Origin of the sequence: Paenibacillus sp. BK720, from assembly GCF_011761545.1 — a bacterium.
GTDB lineage: Bacteria > Bacillota > Bacilli > Paenibacillales > Paenibacillaceae > Pristimantibacillus.
Window position 1 is genome coordinate 143,569 of sequence record NZ_JAASRQ010000005.1, and the last position, 15,822, is coordinate 159,390.

At 51.3% G+C, this 15,822-nt stretch carries 17 protein-coding genes and 1 pseudogene; 13 read left to right on the plus strand and 5 right to left on the minus strand.

Annotated features, from left to right (window positions below):
- Positions 1-128 precede the first annotated feature (128 nt).
- Positions 129-1,178, plus strand: a complete 1,050-nt coding sequence (locus tag FHT67_RS19600; RefSeq protein WP_243711785.1) for a LacI family DNA-binding transcriptional regulator — start codon at positions 129-131, stop codon at positions 1,176-1,178.
- A 466-nt stretch (positions 1,179-1,644) separates the two neighbouring features.
- Here FHT67_RS19600 and FHT67_RS19605 read toward each other — a convergent pair whose 3' ends face one another.
- Positions 1,645-2,544: a helix-turn-helix domain-containing protein gene (locus FHT67_RS19605; protein ID WP_167200883.1), complete on the minus strand. Its 900-nt coding sequence runs from the start codon at positions 2,542-2,544 to the stop codon at positions 1,645-1,647.
- Positions 2,545-2,690: 146 nt separating this feature from the next.
- Between FHT67_RS19605 and FHT67_RS19610 the strand changes: the two genes are divergently transcribed.
- The 4 genes from FHT67_RS19610 (at position 2,691) to FHT67_RS19625 (ending at position 6,504) form a co-directional block, all read left to right on the plus strand.
- Complete coding sequence (locus FHT67_RS19610) at positions 2,691-3,539, plus strand: sugar phosphate isomerase/epimerase family protein (RefSeq protein WP_167200885.1); 849 nt, start codon at positions 2,691-2,693, stop codon at positions 3,537-3,539.
- On the plus strand, positions 3,539-4,561 hold the full coding sequence (locus FHT67_RS19615; RefSeq protein WP_167200886.1) for a Gfo/Idh/MocA family protein: 1,023 nt from the start codon (positions 3,539-3,541) through the stop codon (positions 4,559-4,561). The genes FHT67_RS19610 and FHT67_RS19615 overlap by 1 nt, the downstream gene beginning before the upstream one ends.
- Positions 4,562-4,575: 14 nt before the next feature.
- On the plus strand, positions 4,576-5,223 hold the full coding sequence (locus FHT67_RS19620) for a carbohydrate-binding family 9-like protein (RefSeq protein ID WP_167200888.1): 648 nt from the start codon (positions 4,576-4,578) through the stop codon (positions 5,221-5,223).
- 333 nt (positions 5,224-5,556) lie between these two features.
- Positions 5,557-6,504: a hypothetical protein gene (locus FHT67_RS19625; RefSeq protein WP_167200890.1), complete on the plus strand. Its 948-nt coding sequence runs from the start codon at positions 5,557-5,559 to the stop codon at positions 6,502-6,504.
- 43 nt (positions 6,505-6,547) lie between these two features.
- Here the strand turns inward: FHT67_RS19625 and FHT67_RS19630 are convergent, their stop codons facing one another.
- Positions 6,548-6,997 carry an SRPBCC family protein gene (locus tag FHT67_RS19630; protein ID WP_167200892.1) on the minus strand — a complete coding sequence of 150 codons (450 nt, stop codon included), beginning with the start codon at positions 6,995-6,997 and terminating at the stop codon, positions 6,548-6,550.
- 233 nt (positions 6,998-7,230) lie between these two features.
- On the opposite strand from FHT67_RS19630, the gene FHT67_RS19635 reads away from it, so the two are divergent.
- The 7 genes and pseudogenes from FHT67_RS19635 to FHT67_RS19665 all read left to right on the plus strand — a co-directional run bounded on the left by FHT67_RS19635 (position 7,231) and on the right by FHT67_RS19665 (position 12,196).
- The gene (locus tag FHT67_RS19635; RefSeq protein ID WP_167200894.1) at positions 7,231-7,944 is read left to right on the plus strand and encodes an AraC family transcriptional regulator; all 714 of its coding nucleotides are present in this window, start codon (positions 7,231-7,233) and stop codon (positions 7,942-7,944) included.
- A 25-nt stretch (positions 7,945-7,969) separates the two neighbouring features.
- Positions 7,970-9,394, plus strand: a complete 1,425-nt coding sequence (locus FHT67_RS19640) for an aldehyde dehydrogenase family protein (protein WP_167200897.1) — start codon at positions 7,970-7,972, stop codon at positions 9,392-9,394.
- A gap of 70 nt (positions 9,395-9,464) precedes the next feature.
- Positions 9,465-9,554 (plus strand): annotated as a pseudogene (locus FHT67_RS19645) (zinc ribbon domain-containing protein); the annotation flags it as partial.
- 123 nt (positions 9,555-9,677) lie between these two features.
- The gene (locus tag FHT67_RS19650; protein WP_167200899.1) at positions 9,678-10,787 is read left to right on the plus strand and encodes a WG repeat-containing protein; all 1,110 of its coding nucleotides are present in this window, start codon (positions 9,678-9,680) and stop codon (positions 10,785-10,787) included.
- 155 nt (positions 10,788-10,942) lie between these two features.
- Positions 10,943-11,419, plus strand: coding sequence for a DUF2975 domain-containing protein (locus FHT67_RS19655; RefSeq protein WP_132311677.1), 477 nt, complete (start codon positions 10,943-10,945; stop codon positions 11,417-11,419).
- 11 nt (positions 11,420-11,430) lie between these two features.
- Complete coding sequence (locus FHT67_RS19660; protein ID WP_132311679.1) at positions 11,431-11,664, plus strand: helix-turn-helix domain-containing protein; 234 nt, start codon at positions 11,431-11,433, stop codon at positions 11,662-11,664.
- Between the two features lie 145 nt (positions 11,665-11,809).
- A complete protein-coding gene (locus tag FHT67_RS19665) occupies positions 11,810-12,196 on the plus strand; it encodes a hypothetical protein (RefSeq protein ID WP_132311681.1) in 387 nt (128 codons plus the stop codon).
- Positions 12,197-12,309: 113 nt separating this feature from the next.
- Here the strand turns inward: FHT67_RS19665 and FHT67_RS19670 are convergent, their stop codons facing one another.
- Positions 12,310-13,107 carry a hypothetical protein gene (locus tag FHT67_RS19670; RefSeq protein WP_167200901.1) on the minus strand — a complete coding sequence of 266 codons (798 nt, stop codon included), beginning with the start codon at positions 13,105-13,107 and terminating at the stop codon, positions 12,310-12,312.
- Between the two features lie 231 nt (positions 13,108-13,338).
- On the minus strand, positions 13,339-14,553 hold the full coding sequence (locus tag FHT67_RS19675) for a low temperature requirement protein A (RefSeq protein WP_132311685.1): 1,215 nt from the start codon (positions 14,551-14,553) through the stop codon (positions 13,339-13,341).
- A gap of 143 nt (positions 14,554-14,696) precedes the next feature.
- Here FHT67_RS19675 and FHT67_RS19680 point away from each other — a divergent pair, with 143 nt between their 5' ends.
- A complete protein-coding gene (locus FHT67_RS19680; protein WP_167200903.1) occupies positions 14,697-15,116 on the plus strand; it encodes an organic hydroperoxide resistance protein in 420 nt (139 codons plus the stop codon).
- 155 nt (positions 15,117-15,271) lie between these two features.
- On the opposite strand, the gene FHT67_RS30100 is transcribed toward FHT67_RS19680, so the two are convergent.
- Positions 15,272-15,661, minus strand: a complete 390-nt coding sequence (locus tag FHT67_RS30100; RefSeq protein ID WP_243867345.1) for a hypothetical protein — start codon at positions 15,659-15,661, stop codon at positions 15,272-15,274.
- Between the last annotated feature and the right edge of the window lie 161 nt (positions 15,662-15,822).

Consider the following 15,822-nt stretch of genomic DNA (forward strand, 5'->3'; position numbering starts at 1 on the left):
GCCTGAAATGACGCTGTTTCTTGACTATTGATGAATAGGGCTATACAATAGATTTTGCCGCAACTTTTGCGTAGTTGCCGCAATTATAGAGAGCATATATTCGATATAGGAACAGAGAGGAACGTATGATGGCCAAGTTAAAGGATATTGCAGAGCAGGTCGGGGTATCGATCTCGACGGTATCGCGGGTCATGAAGAATGACTCCACGCGTTCCGTCAGCGAAGAGACCCGTAAGAAAATTTGGGAAGTTGCGGAGAAGCTCGGCTACAAGGCGAACCGTGCGGAGAAGCTGGGCAAATCCGATAACAAGCTGATGGTTCATATCGGCTGTGTCGTTGCCATTCCTCAGAACAAATATAATAATCCATACTTCTCCGTTATTCTGGAGGGCATCGAGAAAGCGTTGACGGAGTCCGGTCTACGGCTGGAGTTTGTATACAGCATCGAGAATCAGCAGGATATCCAGCAGCTGCAGTCGCTCGTGAAGGAGCACCGGATCGACGGCATGATTATCGTCGAGCGAATTGATGCGGATGCGTACCAATGGATCAAGCAGAATGTGAAGGCGGTCGTTGGCGTGGATTTGGCGGACAGAACGATTCCGGTCGTCTGTTATGACCGCGAAGCCGCAGCGAAGGAAGCCGTGCAGCATCTCATCCAGCAGGGGCATAAGCAGATCGGCTATATCGGCGGTCCGGAGCTAAGCGATCCTTTCCGTCAGGAGAAGCGGTTCCTCGGCTATCAAAGCGCGATGCGCGAAGCCGGTCTAGAGATGAACGACAATTGGATTATCGACGTGAAGTGGGATGTATCGCTCAGCTATGAGCTGACCAAGCAGGCATTCGAGAAAAAAGGCTATTCGCCAACCGCCGTATTCGCGGCCAGCGATATGATGGCGATTGCGGCGATGCGCGCCGCTTCCGAGCGCGGTCTCCGCATTCCGGAGGATATAGCGGTCGTAGGCGTCGATAATATCGAAATCTCCGAGTTCACCTCGCCGCCGCTTACAACGATTCATGTACCCAAAATCGAGATGGGAATGTACGCGGTGAAGCTGCTGCTCGATTACTTGAATCATCAATATTCGCTGCCGGTGCGCATGACGATTCCGTACCGGATGGTATACCGCCGCTCTTCCGAGTCCCAGCAGCCGGCCGTCAGCAGCGTGCAATCATAGAGAAGAGGCAGTCCCGAGGTCATCTTTAATGGCTTTGGGGGCGCCTTTTTTTTGTTTATGGCTTAGCACGCTGCCAATAGACACGCGTTCCGTCTTGCTGGATGCCGAGTTGCCCAGATGGATGCCAATGGTATAACATTCACGGAACTGCGTTGCACGCAAACGGTATGGCATTCATGGAGCTGAGATGCACGCCAACGGCATAGCCTTCACGGAGCTGCGTTGCACGAATTGCAGGATAATGGTTCGAAATAGTGGGTGCTGGTGAGATATGTTGCACGGAATACAGCATATTGTTCGTAATGAGCCTAGGATTAACCGTTTTTCCCCCGATATCCTGCATTCCGCTCAGTATATTGTTAGAAGACGGCCTCAAATGTACGATTACACTGCATATTGTGCAACAAAGGCTTTCGAAGCTGTGCGGTTACCGGTAAGGAGCTTATAAATTGCGCATAGGGCTATCTCATCCTTGTGCCCGGGCCTTGGCGGTACGGGCGTAATCGGACGGCGGCATGCCGGTTGATTTCTTGAAATCGCGCGAGAAATAATGAATGCTGCTGTAGCCAAGCATAGCGGCAATCTCGGTCATGTTGTACTGCTGCTCGCGGATCATCGTTTTGGCTTCCTCGATCTTGAGCTGCTTGAAATAGTCCATCGGGCCAACGCCGGCCTGCGCGTGAAACACTTCCTTGAGCCGGCTTTTCCCCAAGTGAAGCTCCTTGCACAGCCTGTCCAAAGTCAACTGCTCGCCCAGGTGCCCGCGCATGAAGGCGATAATCCGGTCGGCCGTCTTCTGTTCCGCTTTCTCCGTCTGGAAAGAGGCGGGCTTGCGCACGGATTGCCGGTCGGCATCTTCCTGCTGCCGAATCAATTGAATAAGCAGCGTCTCCAAGTAATTGCGCATCGCCTGCTCGCTGGCGAAGGGGGCGTCTTCCCGGGTAACCAGCTCATGGAGATCGGACTTGTCGTATGGCGGCTCAAAGGAATAAAAGCCTTCCTGCATGAGCAGTGACAGCAGGTTCCGTTCTTTTGTCCCCAGCTGCATAATCCGGTTCTCGAAGCACTCCATGCATGGGGAAGCGCACTCGAATGAGAGCACGAACAGGTTAGGCGGCTTATGCTGGCTGCCAACCTTCACGGTATGAAACTCTCCGGGCTTATGGAAGATGATCATGCCTTGTTCAAGCTGATGCGTTTGCTCATCGGCCCTTACTTCCACGTTCCCCTTGTCCACGTAAAGCAGCTCCCAGAAGTCATGCTGCTCTCCCTCGAATACGTAACCTTTCGCGAACTCAAAGTAATGGAACGAGATCAGCTTGCGTACGGCAAGCATTTCTTTCAGCGTATGGCGAATGAATTCCACCTATTGCCCTCTCCCTTGTTTGTACCTGTTTGCACTAATTATAAATCCTTTTCGCTCTGTGCAAAAGGTCCGGCTGATTTGCTAAAGAAGGGCTTCGCGGGGGCCTATATAATGGCAGTATAAAGAGCTAAAGGAGGCTGCCTAACTTGAAAAAAGGGATTAATATTTGGTCTTTTCCGGCAGGCATGAGTATAGAGGAAAGCATTGCGCTGGCAAAGGATGCGGGCTTTGACGGCATCGAGCTGTCGCTGAACGAGACAGGCCCGCTGAGCCTGGAAAGCACGACGGAAGAGGTACGCGCAATCCGCCAATTTGCGGATAACGCCGGCATCGAGCTGTCGAGCCTGGCAAGCGGCTTGTATTGGGACTACCCGCCAACCAGCGAGAATGAGCAAGTGTCCAGCAAGGCTTACGATATCGCGAGAAAACAGCTCGAGCATGCCGCAGCGCTTGGCGTTGACTCCGTCCTGATCGTGCCTGGCGCGGTAGGCGTTGATTTTATCCCGAATGCGCCCGTGGTTCCTTATGACCGGGCGTACGACAATGCGCTGGCCTTCTTCACGAAGCTGGCGAAGGAAGCGGAAGCGGTGAAGGTATCCGTTGGCATCGAAAACGTATGGAACAAGTTCCTGCTGTCGCCGCTTGAGATGCGCGGATTTATTGACGCGGTTGGCTCCGAGTATGTCGGTTCTTACTTCGATGTGGGCAACGTTGTCTATTCCGGTTATCCGGAGCATTGGATCTCGATCCTGAACAAGCGGATCAAGAAGGTGCATTTCAAGGATTACCGCAGACAAGCGGGCGGACTTCACGGCTTCGTCGACCTTCTTGCGGGCGACGTGGATTATCCGGTAGTGATTCAAGCGCTTAAAGATATCGGCTATAACGATTACGTAACGGCGGAGATGATCCCGCCATACACCCATCATACGAAACAAATCGTGTACAACACTTCGGCTGCAATGGACGCCATCTTGGGGAGGACGGAACGCTAATGCTTAAAATAGGACTGATTGGACTTGGCTTTATGGGCAAGACCCATCTCGAGAACTACCTGCGACTCGAGAGAGAAGGGGCGCCGATCCGCGTCGTGGCGCTTTGCGATGTGGACGAAGCGAAGCTGAACGGCGGCGGCAGCGGCGGCAACATTGATACTTCCTCGGAGAATGCGATCGATTACGGCCGTTTCAATAAATACACGTCGGTGCAAGAGATGCTGGATAGCGAGCAGCTGGATGCGGTCGATATTACGCTGCCTACCTTCCTGCACCGCGATGTCACGACTCAATGCCTGAGCAGCGGCGTTCACGTGCTTTGCGAGAAGCCGATGGCGATGAATGCGGAAGAATGCGATGCTATGATTGCGGCTGCGGAAGCAAGCGGCAAACAGCTGATGATCGGACAATGCCTGCGTTTCTGGCCGGCTTACGTTTATCTTCAGGAGCTCGTTCGCAGCGGCAAGTTCGGCAGCGTTACGAATGCGTACTTCTACCGCGGCGGCGGAACGCCTTCCTGGGGACCGTGGGTGCTCGTGAACGAAAAGGGCGGCGGTGCTTTGCTCGACATGCACGTGCACGACACGGATGTCGTGAACTGGCTGTTCGGAAAGCCGGAAGCGGTATCTTGCTACGGCAGAAACGTGATCGCGGGAAGCGGCTACGATATCGTCTCCACGCATTACCGTTATGCGGATAACAAAATTGTATCCGCTCATGTGGATTGGACGCTGAATGGCGACTTTGGCTTTGAGATGGGCTTTAAGGTTAACTTTGAGCACGGCAACGTGCAGTTCGACGGCGTTTCCGTCAAAGTAAATCCGAATGACGGAGCAGGCTTCACGGCCGAGCTGCCGGCGGATCAAGGCTATTACTATCAACAAAAATATTTCACGGAAGCGCTTGTTCAAGGCTTGCCGCTGGATACGGCTACTCCGGAGAGCACAAAGGCCAGCATCGAGATCGTAACGGCGGAGCGGGAATCGGCGGATCAACGCGGCGCATGGATTTCCGTACTGTAAAGGATCGCCATGCCATGAGCAAACAGCATGAGTTTTCATTCGCAGCCGGCGCTGCCGGCTTTACGGACAAGGAATGGCGGGGGCTGCCGCCCGCGGAGGTTGCTTATCAGCAGTGGCTGCATATAGAGCAGCCGCCCGAGACCGAGGTTCGAGGCGTCTACGATGAAGAGGCGCTGCATCTGCAGTTCCGGGTCTACGAGGAATCGCCCGTCATGAAGCATAGGCGGCATGGCGACCCGGTCTATCAGGACAGCTGCGTGGAGTTTTTCGTTCAGCCGCTTCCTGCCCGGGATTCCCGTTATCTCAACTTTGAGCTGAATGCCGCCGGGGTACTGCTCTTGGAGATTGGCGAAAGCGGCGGCCCGAAACGCAAGCGCATTCTGCCCGAAGCCGCAAGCCAGTTCGGCATAAGGACGGCCCTTGGCTTATGGAATCCCGAATGCCGCCGGATGTACTGGGAGCTTAACCTGCGCATACCGTTTGCGTTCCTTAACTACTGGTTTCCGGATTTTCGGGCGGAACCGGGTGCCGTTATGAAGGGTAACTTCTATAAGTGCGGCGATCTGACGCCGGCCCCTCATTATTTGAGCTGGTCGCCGGTCCAGTCGGATACCCCTAATTTTCACCGCAGCGACAGCTTTGGAACGCTTGTATTTAAATAAGTACGGCTCAAAAACAGTGGTGCCTTGCACCGCTGTTTTTTTTTGCGTAAAATACGAAGAATTAAAGTTTTTGTAAAGTTATTCACATAGTTACCCACATATCAACGGGCTATTCAAGCAGGAAAATTAGACTTTCAACAGCCCTCATCCACATATCCACAGCCCGTTTTATCCACATGTGGTTAATATTTAAGGCTCCTAAATTTCTGGTTAACCACGTTAAGAATAAGGAGATTAAGCGAAAAAGCTTCATTTCGAGGCAGCCGTTTTCTATATTTTCCAAGGTATGGTAAGGTAGTCGTAAGGAACGGGCTCATTACGGATAGGAGGGAAATGATGAGAAAAAAAGGCATGTGGATTGGTGGGGCTATAGCCTTGCTGCTGCTGGCCGGATGCACGAATTCGGAATCAAACGAACCAACGCCAACACCAACACCAGTGGTTAGTGAACTTGCCGAATCGCCGGTGCCAAGCATAGAAACGCCTGAAGAAGAGCCTGCGGAAACGGATGAGGGGGCGGCTAACGGTCAATTGGAGCTGGGTCGCCTGGAAAACGTGTTTGCGTTCGCGGACGAAACCGGGCAGCAGTTAATCACGATTCCCACCGAAAATGGGGATGAAATAGACGATCCGGAGCAGTTTGCCGCGGCTATCGGAAATGGCGGGGACCGGATCGAGATCGAGTATGTCCGCCGTCAAGAGGCCAATGATCAGGATACCAATAGACAGTCGATCGATAACTTCAATAATATGGCGGGGTATATCTACAAAATTAAGGATGAAGGGATACTCCTGCCGAATAAGTCGTATCTGCTGGCTAGGGAAGGCGTCGTTAGCCAGGACTCCTTGGTCGATCTAGCCAGCGCCGAAGACGGGCAGTACGAACAGGCGGATGCCGATACGATAGCCCGCGTGGAAGAAATTAAAGGCAGAAAGGTAACATCGAGCAGCATTCTTTCCGAATCGGAACAAGAGAAGATAGCTTTGTTTGTGTTCGAGCGTGAAGGGGACGACATGCTGGCAAGCATCGCTTACATCCATGAAGACAAAGTGCTGTTCAAGGATTTCCCCGCAACGTATAACGAATCCGGTACTTGGCGGGTAGACGGCGGAGATGACCCGGGAAGGTTCGAGGTGCTGTTCCTGGCCCATTCGGATGAAGGGGTGCTGCTTGGAATCGCTTGGGCTGGTGCCGAGGGCGAGAACTTATTTATCTTGCAGGAAGCCGATGGCGCTCTGCAGGATACGGATCTTAAGGGCGGAAGATACTGGTCGCCTTAATGGATAGAGGGCAGAGGTCGCATTGACCGTCTGCCCTTGTTTTTTACCAGCCGAAGTCAAGCGTTTTGCCCGTTTCCGTGTAGGTCTTAATATTGCTGAGCATCATCCACCAATGCTCTTTCGAATTTGCGAAGGACGGGTGATCCGGCGTCCATTGATCATTGACAAGCGTCAGCTTGGTGCAGCTGCCTACCGTCTCCATGGTGAACGTTACTCTGGATTCCAGCTCGGCATGGTTGTCCCTGTAAGAAGGGCCGGGATGCTCCCGATAGCTGAGCACCTTGCCTGGAACGGCCTCCAGAATAGTGCCGTACACATGGACCGTATTGTCGCCGTCCGCTCCCGGTCCGACGTATTCGAAGGAAGCTCCAGGCTCAAGGGTAGAGTTCAGGACGGTTCCGAAAAAGGTGCTCCGCGTTCCTTCCGGGGTGACAAGCGTCTGCCACACCTGCTCGGGCGAGGCATCAATATAGAATACATAGTTTAGCTCCATCTTTGTTAATATCCTCCTTGGATTCTATTTATCTTTCTTCTAGGCTGCAGGTTCTTCTTGGATGCGTGTGGTAAACTCATTATAGAAGAAGACTTTTTCTAAGTATTGTAAAAACGCGACACGAACAGGAGTGAAGGGATGAGCCATCCACAAACCCGGCCCAGCATGGGCGTTCTCGGATTAAACGCAGCAGGGGACCAGTTCCGGCTGGAGCGGTATTCGCTTCGGAGGCCTTGTCGCCTTTTATCAAGCATTACTGGATTGTTCAATGGAACCTGGAACAGAATGACTCCTATTGGCAGCATGTTGTACCCAATCCGTGCGCTAATCTGGTGGTTGAGCAGGGCAAAACCTTTTTCTACGGGCCTGGCAAAGAGAAATTTTCTTATCTGCTGAAGGGAAGCGGAATCGTCTTTGGCGTTAAGTTCCGTCCGGGCGGTCTGTATCCGTTTGTGAACAAAGAGCTGTCCGAGTTGACAGAAGGACCTATAGAGGTGGAGACCGTGCTTGGGATACCAGGCTCGGAGCTTGAAGAGCTTGTGCTTGCCCATCGAGATAGTGACCGCGGTATGATTCATGTCGTAGAGCAGCTGCTGGCAGAGAGGCTCCCGCCTTATGATGACCAGATCACGTTAGTCAATCAAATTATCGATTATGCGGCTGGCAACCAGGGTATAACCAAGGTAGAGCAGGTATGCGAGTCCTTTGACATAAACATCCGGCGGCTGCAGCGTTTATTCGCCAAATACGTCGGAGTGAATCCGAAGTCGGTTATCCGGCTGTTCCGGCTGCAAAATGCCGCCGAAGCGATGGATCTGGGTCAAGCCCAGGATTTGGCCGGGTTATCGGTTGAGCTGGGTTACCACGATCAGGCGCATTTCAGCAAAGATTTCAAGGCCGTGGTCGGCCGTTCACCCGAGCAGTATCTGTCGGGCGTTATTAGCTAAGGAAGGAATAAAAGGAGTGTTGGCTATGAAGAGACAAAAGCTGTTGATCGGCGGACAAGAGGTCGAGACCGCCCAATACACGACGCTTTATGCGCCATATTCAAAGGAAGCGATTGCCGAGATTGCGGACGCCGGATTAACGGAAGCGAATCTGGCTATTCAAGCAGCGGTGGCGGCCACGGCGGGTATGCGTAAGATGCCGGCCCACAAGCGCGCCGCTATTCTCGAAAAGCTTGTTCAGCTGCTTGCCGAGCGCCGCGAAGAGGCTGCACGGCTTGTCGCGCTGGAAGCGGCCAAGCCGCTGAAGGCGGCTTATGCCGAAGTTGACCGCACGATTCAGACCTATCAAATAGCCGCTGAAGAAGCGAAACGCATACACGGGGAGACGATCCCCATGGATGCGGTGCCGGGCGGCGAGGGCCGCTTTGGTTATACCGTTCGCGAGCCTATTGGCGTCGTTGGCGCCATTACGCCGTTTAACTTTCCTCTAAATCTGGTCGCCCACAAGCTTGGGCCGGCGATTGCGTCAGGGAATACAGTCGTGCTGAAGCCTGCGCCGCAGACTCCGCTGTCCGCGTATTTTATCGCGGAGCTGCTTCAAGAAGCAGGCCTGCCGGATGGTGCGCTAAACGTGATTACCGGCGATGGCCGGCTACTGGGCGAGGCTATCGTAAAGGATCCGAGGGTGAGCATGGTTACCTTCACGGGCAGCGCGGCGGTTGGCGCAAGCATTCGCGCAATGGCCGGCATCAAGCGGGTAACGCTGGAGCTTGGTTCGAATTCGGCGGTTATTATCGATAAGGGCGTAAATATCGAAGCTATTGCTGCCCGCGCGGCGGTTGGAGCCTTCTCCTACCAGGGGCAGGTATGCATCTCGCTGCAGCGAGTCTATGTGCTGGCAGAAGTATTCGAGGAATTCGTGGAGCGTTTCACGGCGGAGGTTGAAAAGCTGCAAGTCGGCGACCCGCTTGATCCTTTAACCGATGTATCGGCACTGATCTCGGAGCGGGATGTCACGCGGGTACTGGAATGGATGGAGGAGGCGCGCTCGCTTGGCGCGGAAGTCGCATGCGGCGGCAAGGCGGAAGGCGGCATCCTGCTGCCAACCGTATTGTTGAACGTTCCTGCCCATGCGCAAGTATCATGCAAGGAAGTGTTCGCTCCGGTTGTCATTGTGAACAAAGTGGATACCCTGGAGGAAGCGGTCGAGAAGGTGAATGATTCCGAGTTCGGCCTGCAGGCCGGTCTCTATACGAATGATCTTAAGACCGCGCTTGATCTGTCCGAGCAGCTGCAGGTTGGCGGAGTGATGATTAACGATATCCCGACTTTCCGCGTGGACCACATGCCTTATGGCGGCATTAAGCAAAGCGGCCTCGGGCGCGAAGGCATAAAATACGCCATTGAAGATATGACCGAGCTGAAGCTGGTCGTCTTTAATCGCAATTAGCGGTTCGTTGGCGCTGGCAGGCGTTGTCCTCTTGACTCCGGACGGCGCCTTTTTTGCCAGCTCTGCTCCTGTTGTGTACTGCGAAGATTGCGGATACTCCGAATTTTATAATAAAGAGTCCTCGGCGGGCTCAAACATCTTGGATTTGTTCTTTGGGTAAAGGTTAGCGAGTGAATAGTCGGCAGGCTGTCTTTCATTAGACAGCCTGTTTTTTGCGTTGCAGGAAAATAATGGCTAGCACCGAATTAATGGGAGTAACTAACGGACAGGAGCGTGTATGTGCGTGGGAAAAAGCTTATCTCTCTTATTAGTGGGTGCGAGTCTGATCTGCTGTACTTCTTTTTTGACGGCGGCGGCTATGCCTTTGAAGAACGAGCCTTTATTTTTGATCAAGCAGAATGGAAAATACGGGTATATGGACAGTTCCGGAAAGGTTCGAATTAAACCGCGGTTCGATAGCGCAAATGATTTTTCGGAAGGGCGCGCTAGTGTAATGAAGCAAAACGGGGACGAATCCCAGTACGGATATATTGACGAGCAAGGTAAAATAATCGTTCCTTTGAATTACGATTTTGCCGTGGATTATCAGGAGGGATTGGCCGCGGTTACTACTTATTTGAAGAATGGGATTAGGAGCGTGTTTATCGATAAAAAGGGTAAAACCGTATTCTCCATAGGAAGCAATGTCTCGTTCGGTTTTTCAGAGGGAAGAGCAGCTGTCATAACTAATTTTGCAGGAACAGGAATGGGAGAAACAAAAGTTGGATTTATCGATAATAAAGGGAAGACCATTGTCCAACCGCAGTACGAGTACACCTTTGCTGAGGGATACTCAGACTTCCATGAAGGCATGGCTTCCGTGCTGAAGAATGGCCAGTATGGCTTTATTGATAAGAATGGCGTTATGAAAATAAACTTCAAATATGAAACGGCTTTGCCGTTCCAAGAAAGCCTTGCAGCAGTCGAAGACTCGAATGGCAGCTGGGGCTTTATTGATAAGAATGGGCAGTATATTATTCAGCCGCAGTTTGCAGATGCAAACTCATTTCAGAATGGCTTGGCTCCGGTAATGAAAGAAGTGAATGGGAATTCATTATGGGGCTATATCGACCAAACAGGTAAGCTCGTCATTCCCGCTGAATACACGGATGCGGAACCGTTTGCCGAAGGTCTGGCAGCTGTTGAGGTAGAAGCAGGCGATAGTCGCAAGTGGGGCTTTATCGACAGTCAGGGCACACTTGTCGTTAAGCCGCAATTTGATTATGTGGGGGCTTTTCATAATGGATTAGCTAGCGTCCTTATTAACGATGGCTCTGATGATGCCGCGAATGCCAGTTACCGTTACGGCTATATCAACAAACAAGGTAAATATGTCTGGAAGCCAAGCAATTGATATGCGGATGTAGAGCAGGCGGCCATCAATCCGATGGCTGTTTTTTTGTGTGGGGAAAATCATCATGATTTTCTACAAAACGAGTAAAATATATTGTAAAACGATAAATGATGTGGTACATTCAAAACGATAATAATGAAGTGAGGTGCATGTTTGTGGAACGGGGAACAACGCTCTTTTTGAAGGTAACCGTGTTTCTGATGGGGCTTCCGGTTCTGGCATTGTGTATTTTTGGGCTGCCTGCAATAATGAAAGAGGCTAGGGAAGCTTGGCCGGATAGTTGGGTATATCCGATTATCATCGCGATGTATCTTTCGGCGATACCTTTTTATATGGCTTTGTATCAGGCATTCAAGCTGCTCGGCTATATCGACAAGAACCAGGCATTCTCCGAATTATCCGTGAAGGCGTTGAAAAATATTAAGTACTGCGCGATTGCGATTAGCCTTTTATATGCGGCAGCGGAACCTTTCGTGTATCTCATTGCGGATATGGATGACGCTCCCGGTCTGATCGTTATCGGTTTGGTTGTTATCTTCGCATCCTTGGTCATTGCAGTCTTTGCGGCTGTTCTTCAGAAGCTTCTCAAAAATGCCATCGATATAAAATCAGAAAATGATTTAACGATCTGAGGTGAAATAACATGGCGATCATAATTAATGTTGACGTAATGCTGGCCAAAAGGAAGATGAGCGTGACGGAGCTCTCGGAGCGGGTTGGAATAACGATGGCGAACCTGTCGATTCTAAAGAACGGCAAGGCGAAAGCCATTCGGATTTCAACCTTAAACGCCATCTGCAAGGCGCTGGATTGCCAGCCGGGAGATGTCCTGGAATACAGAATGAGTGAGGATGACGCGGAAGATAAAGAAGAATAGCATACAGGAAGAAATGGAGCTGCCGGCATGGATTGGCGGCTTTTTGTTTTCTCCAGGGAAGCAGCCATCCAACAGGAGGATTAAACGCCATAAGAATGGAAGAAATAGATAATTACATTTCTATTCTTTTAAGGAGGTAAATCTATTGATTCATGACAACGTCATTCTATCGTATACGGTGGATCTGCAGCTAGATCGGATAGTGATACATACAAGAGACGAGTCGACTTTGAAGGAAGTCGATATTGTATTAAAAGATGTGTGTTGCCATTATTTTGAGCACCAGGTCAAGGGCAGCATCATTCTTGCAATGACCGTATCGAACATCTCCAGTTTTATAGCGGGGAACATTGAAATCCTGAGGAATGGCAAGGATCACGGTTGGCCAACTGTATATGAATCAATAGACGAGCTGGAGAAAAAACTGACGGAGGGCGGATACAAATATTTTAATCTTTATTCCTCTTACGGGATGAGCGGTTGGATTGTAGCCAAGGATTTGGAAGTCGTTAAGAAGGGCGAGGAGGAATAGAAAGCATGAAATTTCGCGCAACGATCGAGCTCAGCAAATAAGCGAAGGACGGATTCAATAAAAAAGAAAAGCCCTGCTATCACCACCAGGGAGGATAACGGGGTACTTGTTCATTAAGCGTTGGAATCGGAGGTTGTCTCACTGTCTGTGCTTGCTTGAGCCGTCGGCTTTGCTCCACCGCCATGGCGGCCGGCATCGCCTTTAAGCGGAAACTCGCCATTTACGATGCTTTGAGCTTGCGCGGCTGTACCTTCTTTCTTCGTAGCGGCTTCATCGGCTGTCAGCTTGCCATCCGTAACGGCTTGATCGATTTGAACGTTAATCGCAGTCTCGAGCGCGCTGACTACCGAGTCCGCGCTAACCCCTTTCGCTTCAGCGATATCCGCAATGGTTTTGCCTGCCCGCAGTTCTGTTTTCAGATCATCCTCCGTCATATTTAAAGCGGTCGCAACGGTGTCCAGGCTTTGCCCGAAACCGCGTCCTCCTCTGCGTCCTTCACGTCCTTGAGCAAGTTGGTCGGAGTTGATCAGGTTGTCCAGGTTTGCGGTGAACTGGCTCTTCTCGGCGGTCTGACGCTCTTCAAACGCGGCTGTTAGCGCTGCTTTCAAATCGTCGCTCGACACCCCTTGCTCTGCAGCGATTTCAGCAAGCGTGCTGCCCGCAGCAAGCTTCTCATTAAGCGTATCGCGGTCCAGCTTAAGCAATGTAAGTACGGAATCCGAGACGAAGTTCCCGCCGAAACCGCCGCGGCCATGCTTGCCGCCCATTTGTTTAGTCGTGTTATCCGTTTGAACTTGAGCCGTATTTGAAGAGCTTGCAGTCGACGTTGTGTCTGTTGCCGCAAATGCGCTTAGCGGAACCATGACCGCCAAAGTAGCCGTAATTCCGATTGTCTTTAAGTATTTGTTCATTTCCATTGCCTCCTTAGGGCTTGTGAATTGTCTTACAGGACCCATTATGGACACGGTACCTTAAATGGAACTGAAATGAATTTAAAAGTACTTTTCAGCCTCATTCCGGTAATATAAGGAACAAATATTGCCTCTTCATTGAAAAAGGCTGTCCCCAAGTCATCGAATGACGATGGGACAGCCTTCTTTTTGCGCTAAGGGCAATTAGCGTGATGTAGTTTCGTCAGAGATTTAATGCTTCTCGGTTTTATGCTGTCCGGGCAGCGGCGCCTGGCAAAGCCGGTCGGTAAAGACGGAGCCCCATACGGCGACGCCAACAAGCGTAAGCGTTGCAAGGACGGATAAGAACAACGGTGGTATGAAGCTGTAGAGCAGGAACAAAGCAACGAGTACGATGATTCCAACCGTATACGGTGCCGATACAACACCGGCTGCGATTCGCATAAACAGCATATTGCCAAGCAAATAGAGAGCAGGACCGGCCATAATAACAAGCGCTGTCTTAAGCTCGATATGTCCCGTCGGGTGCGCGAGCACCAATTCGTCCGCTACGGCCGACAGGATGATGCCGGCAACCAGAAGCAGATGCGTATACGTATAAGCCGAACGGGCAATTCTGCCCGGATCCTCGGAATGCGCGATGAAATGATGGCCGGTTTTGGCCGTCATATTGAAATAAATCCACCACATCGCAACCGTGCTGACAAAAGCGGCTGCAAACGACCCCAAGGTAAGCATGTCCCATTCGAGCTCGGCGAAGGTCGCTCCCGTAACCAGAATGGATTCGCCAAGCGCGATAATCATAAACAATCCGCACCGCTCGGCCATATGGGAGCCTTCCACGTCCCAGACGGTGGTAGGGGTTTTGCCAAGCTTAGGCGTCCAGAAGCCCAGAGACGGAGAGAGGTATTCAATGAGCAGCGCGATGCACCACAAAGCGAGACGGTTCTCCTCGTGCGCAATTCCTCCGGCAATCCAGAAAACTCCCGCAAAAGCCAGCCAGCTGAGTATCCGGATAAAATTAATCCGAAGCTCGGTTGAGCCATGCTGCAGAACCCAGATGGTATAAGCGGTTCTTCCCACTTGGAACAGGGTATAGGCGCAGGCAAAATAAATTCCCGTTTTCTCAAAAGCCTCCGGCAGCGACGACGACATAATAAGTCCCACCAGCATGAGAGCAATAAGCATAAACCGGACGCGTCTCGTTTCCGGATTGAGCCAGTTCATGACCCACGCGGAAAAAATCCACACCCACCAGACCGCCATCGTCAGGATACCGAGATGAATGGCTCCTTCCAGAGTGAAATTTTTCAGAAAGGAATGGGATAACTGGGTAACGGCAAAGACAAAGATCAAGTCAAAAAACAATTCGATAAAAGATACTTTCCCGGAATCGATACTGCCCCTGCTTCGGAACAGCATCGAATCTGCTGCCAACCTCTTCATTCGTTCTCTCCTTCGCCTTGTATTTCCATAGTTTTCGTCGATTGTATCACGGGAGGCTTGAAATGTCTTGATACAATGACGAAGAACATGGGTAATTTTATCCGGAGTGGGCAACACTACCGCATGGACAGGAGGGAATGCCAATGATAGCGAAAGAGCTGTACAAAACAAGCGTAAAAGCGGTTGGAGGCCGTAACGGCCGTCTTGAATCGGAGGATGGTATGCTGGCCATCAACGTGATTCATCCGAAAGAGCTGGGCGGTCCGGGAGGCGCAACCAATCCGGAGCAGCTGTTTGCGGGCGGTTATGCCGCATGCTTCGAGAGCGCGCTGAATCTGGTGTGCCGGGAAAGAAAAATCAAACCGGACAGCACATCCGTGACGGCGCGGGTAACGCTTGGCAAGGATGCAGAGGATCATTTCGAGCTTGCGGTCGTACTCGACATTACTTTGGCTGGCGTGGAAAGCGGTCAAGCTCGGGAGCTTGCCGAAGCGGCGCATAATGTGTGCCCGTATTCCAGAGCAACCCGCGGCAACATCAACGTTCAATTAAACGTAGTTTAACCTTGCCTTGTTGACGAAAAGCCCATCCGAATCAAATGATCGGATGGGCTTTTTCCAGATTCCTCATAGGTCAGAAGTAAGTATGTGAAAACGATTGTTTTCAGAGCCGATAAGCACGGCCGTATGATAGAAGAGATCAAGTCGAAGAGGGGGAGTTATTTAATCATTTTCCGAATCTGGATAAGTTCATTGATATAAAAATCAACCTGCTGCTGGATGTTTTCGGTTTGTCTGAATTGATCCACTTCGGCCCGCGATTCGGCAAGGTTCTGCTCTTCCAGCTGCCGAAGGGCGATGCCTGCCGCGATCGCGGCTACGCCGTCTCCGATGGTTGCGATAATGGCACCGATATAGCCAAGCCGGGCGGCGATGAGATCCAAGGAGTCACCAAGCTGATTGCCATTACCGCTGCCTTTGCTGCTTCCATTGTTTCCGCTTTGACCGTTGTTGTTATTGTTGTTGTTCTTATTGTTGTTGTTATTGTTTTTGTTGTTGCTGTTGTTATTGTTATTGTTATTGTTATTGTTATTATTATTGTTCCCCATGAATTGTACTCACCTCGCCCAAGCGTTTCATCCCTTCCCCGATATTAGCCTATGCAGGAGGGGAAGGCGGGGTATGGGCGGCTTTCGGACGAAAAGTAAAGCGCTGACCAACGGTTCAACGTCTTTTGCTTACATAATAGAAAAGCGCTGAACCAATGGTT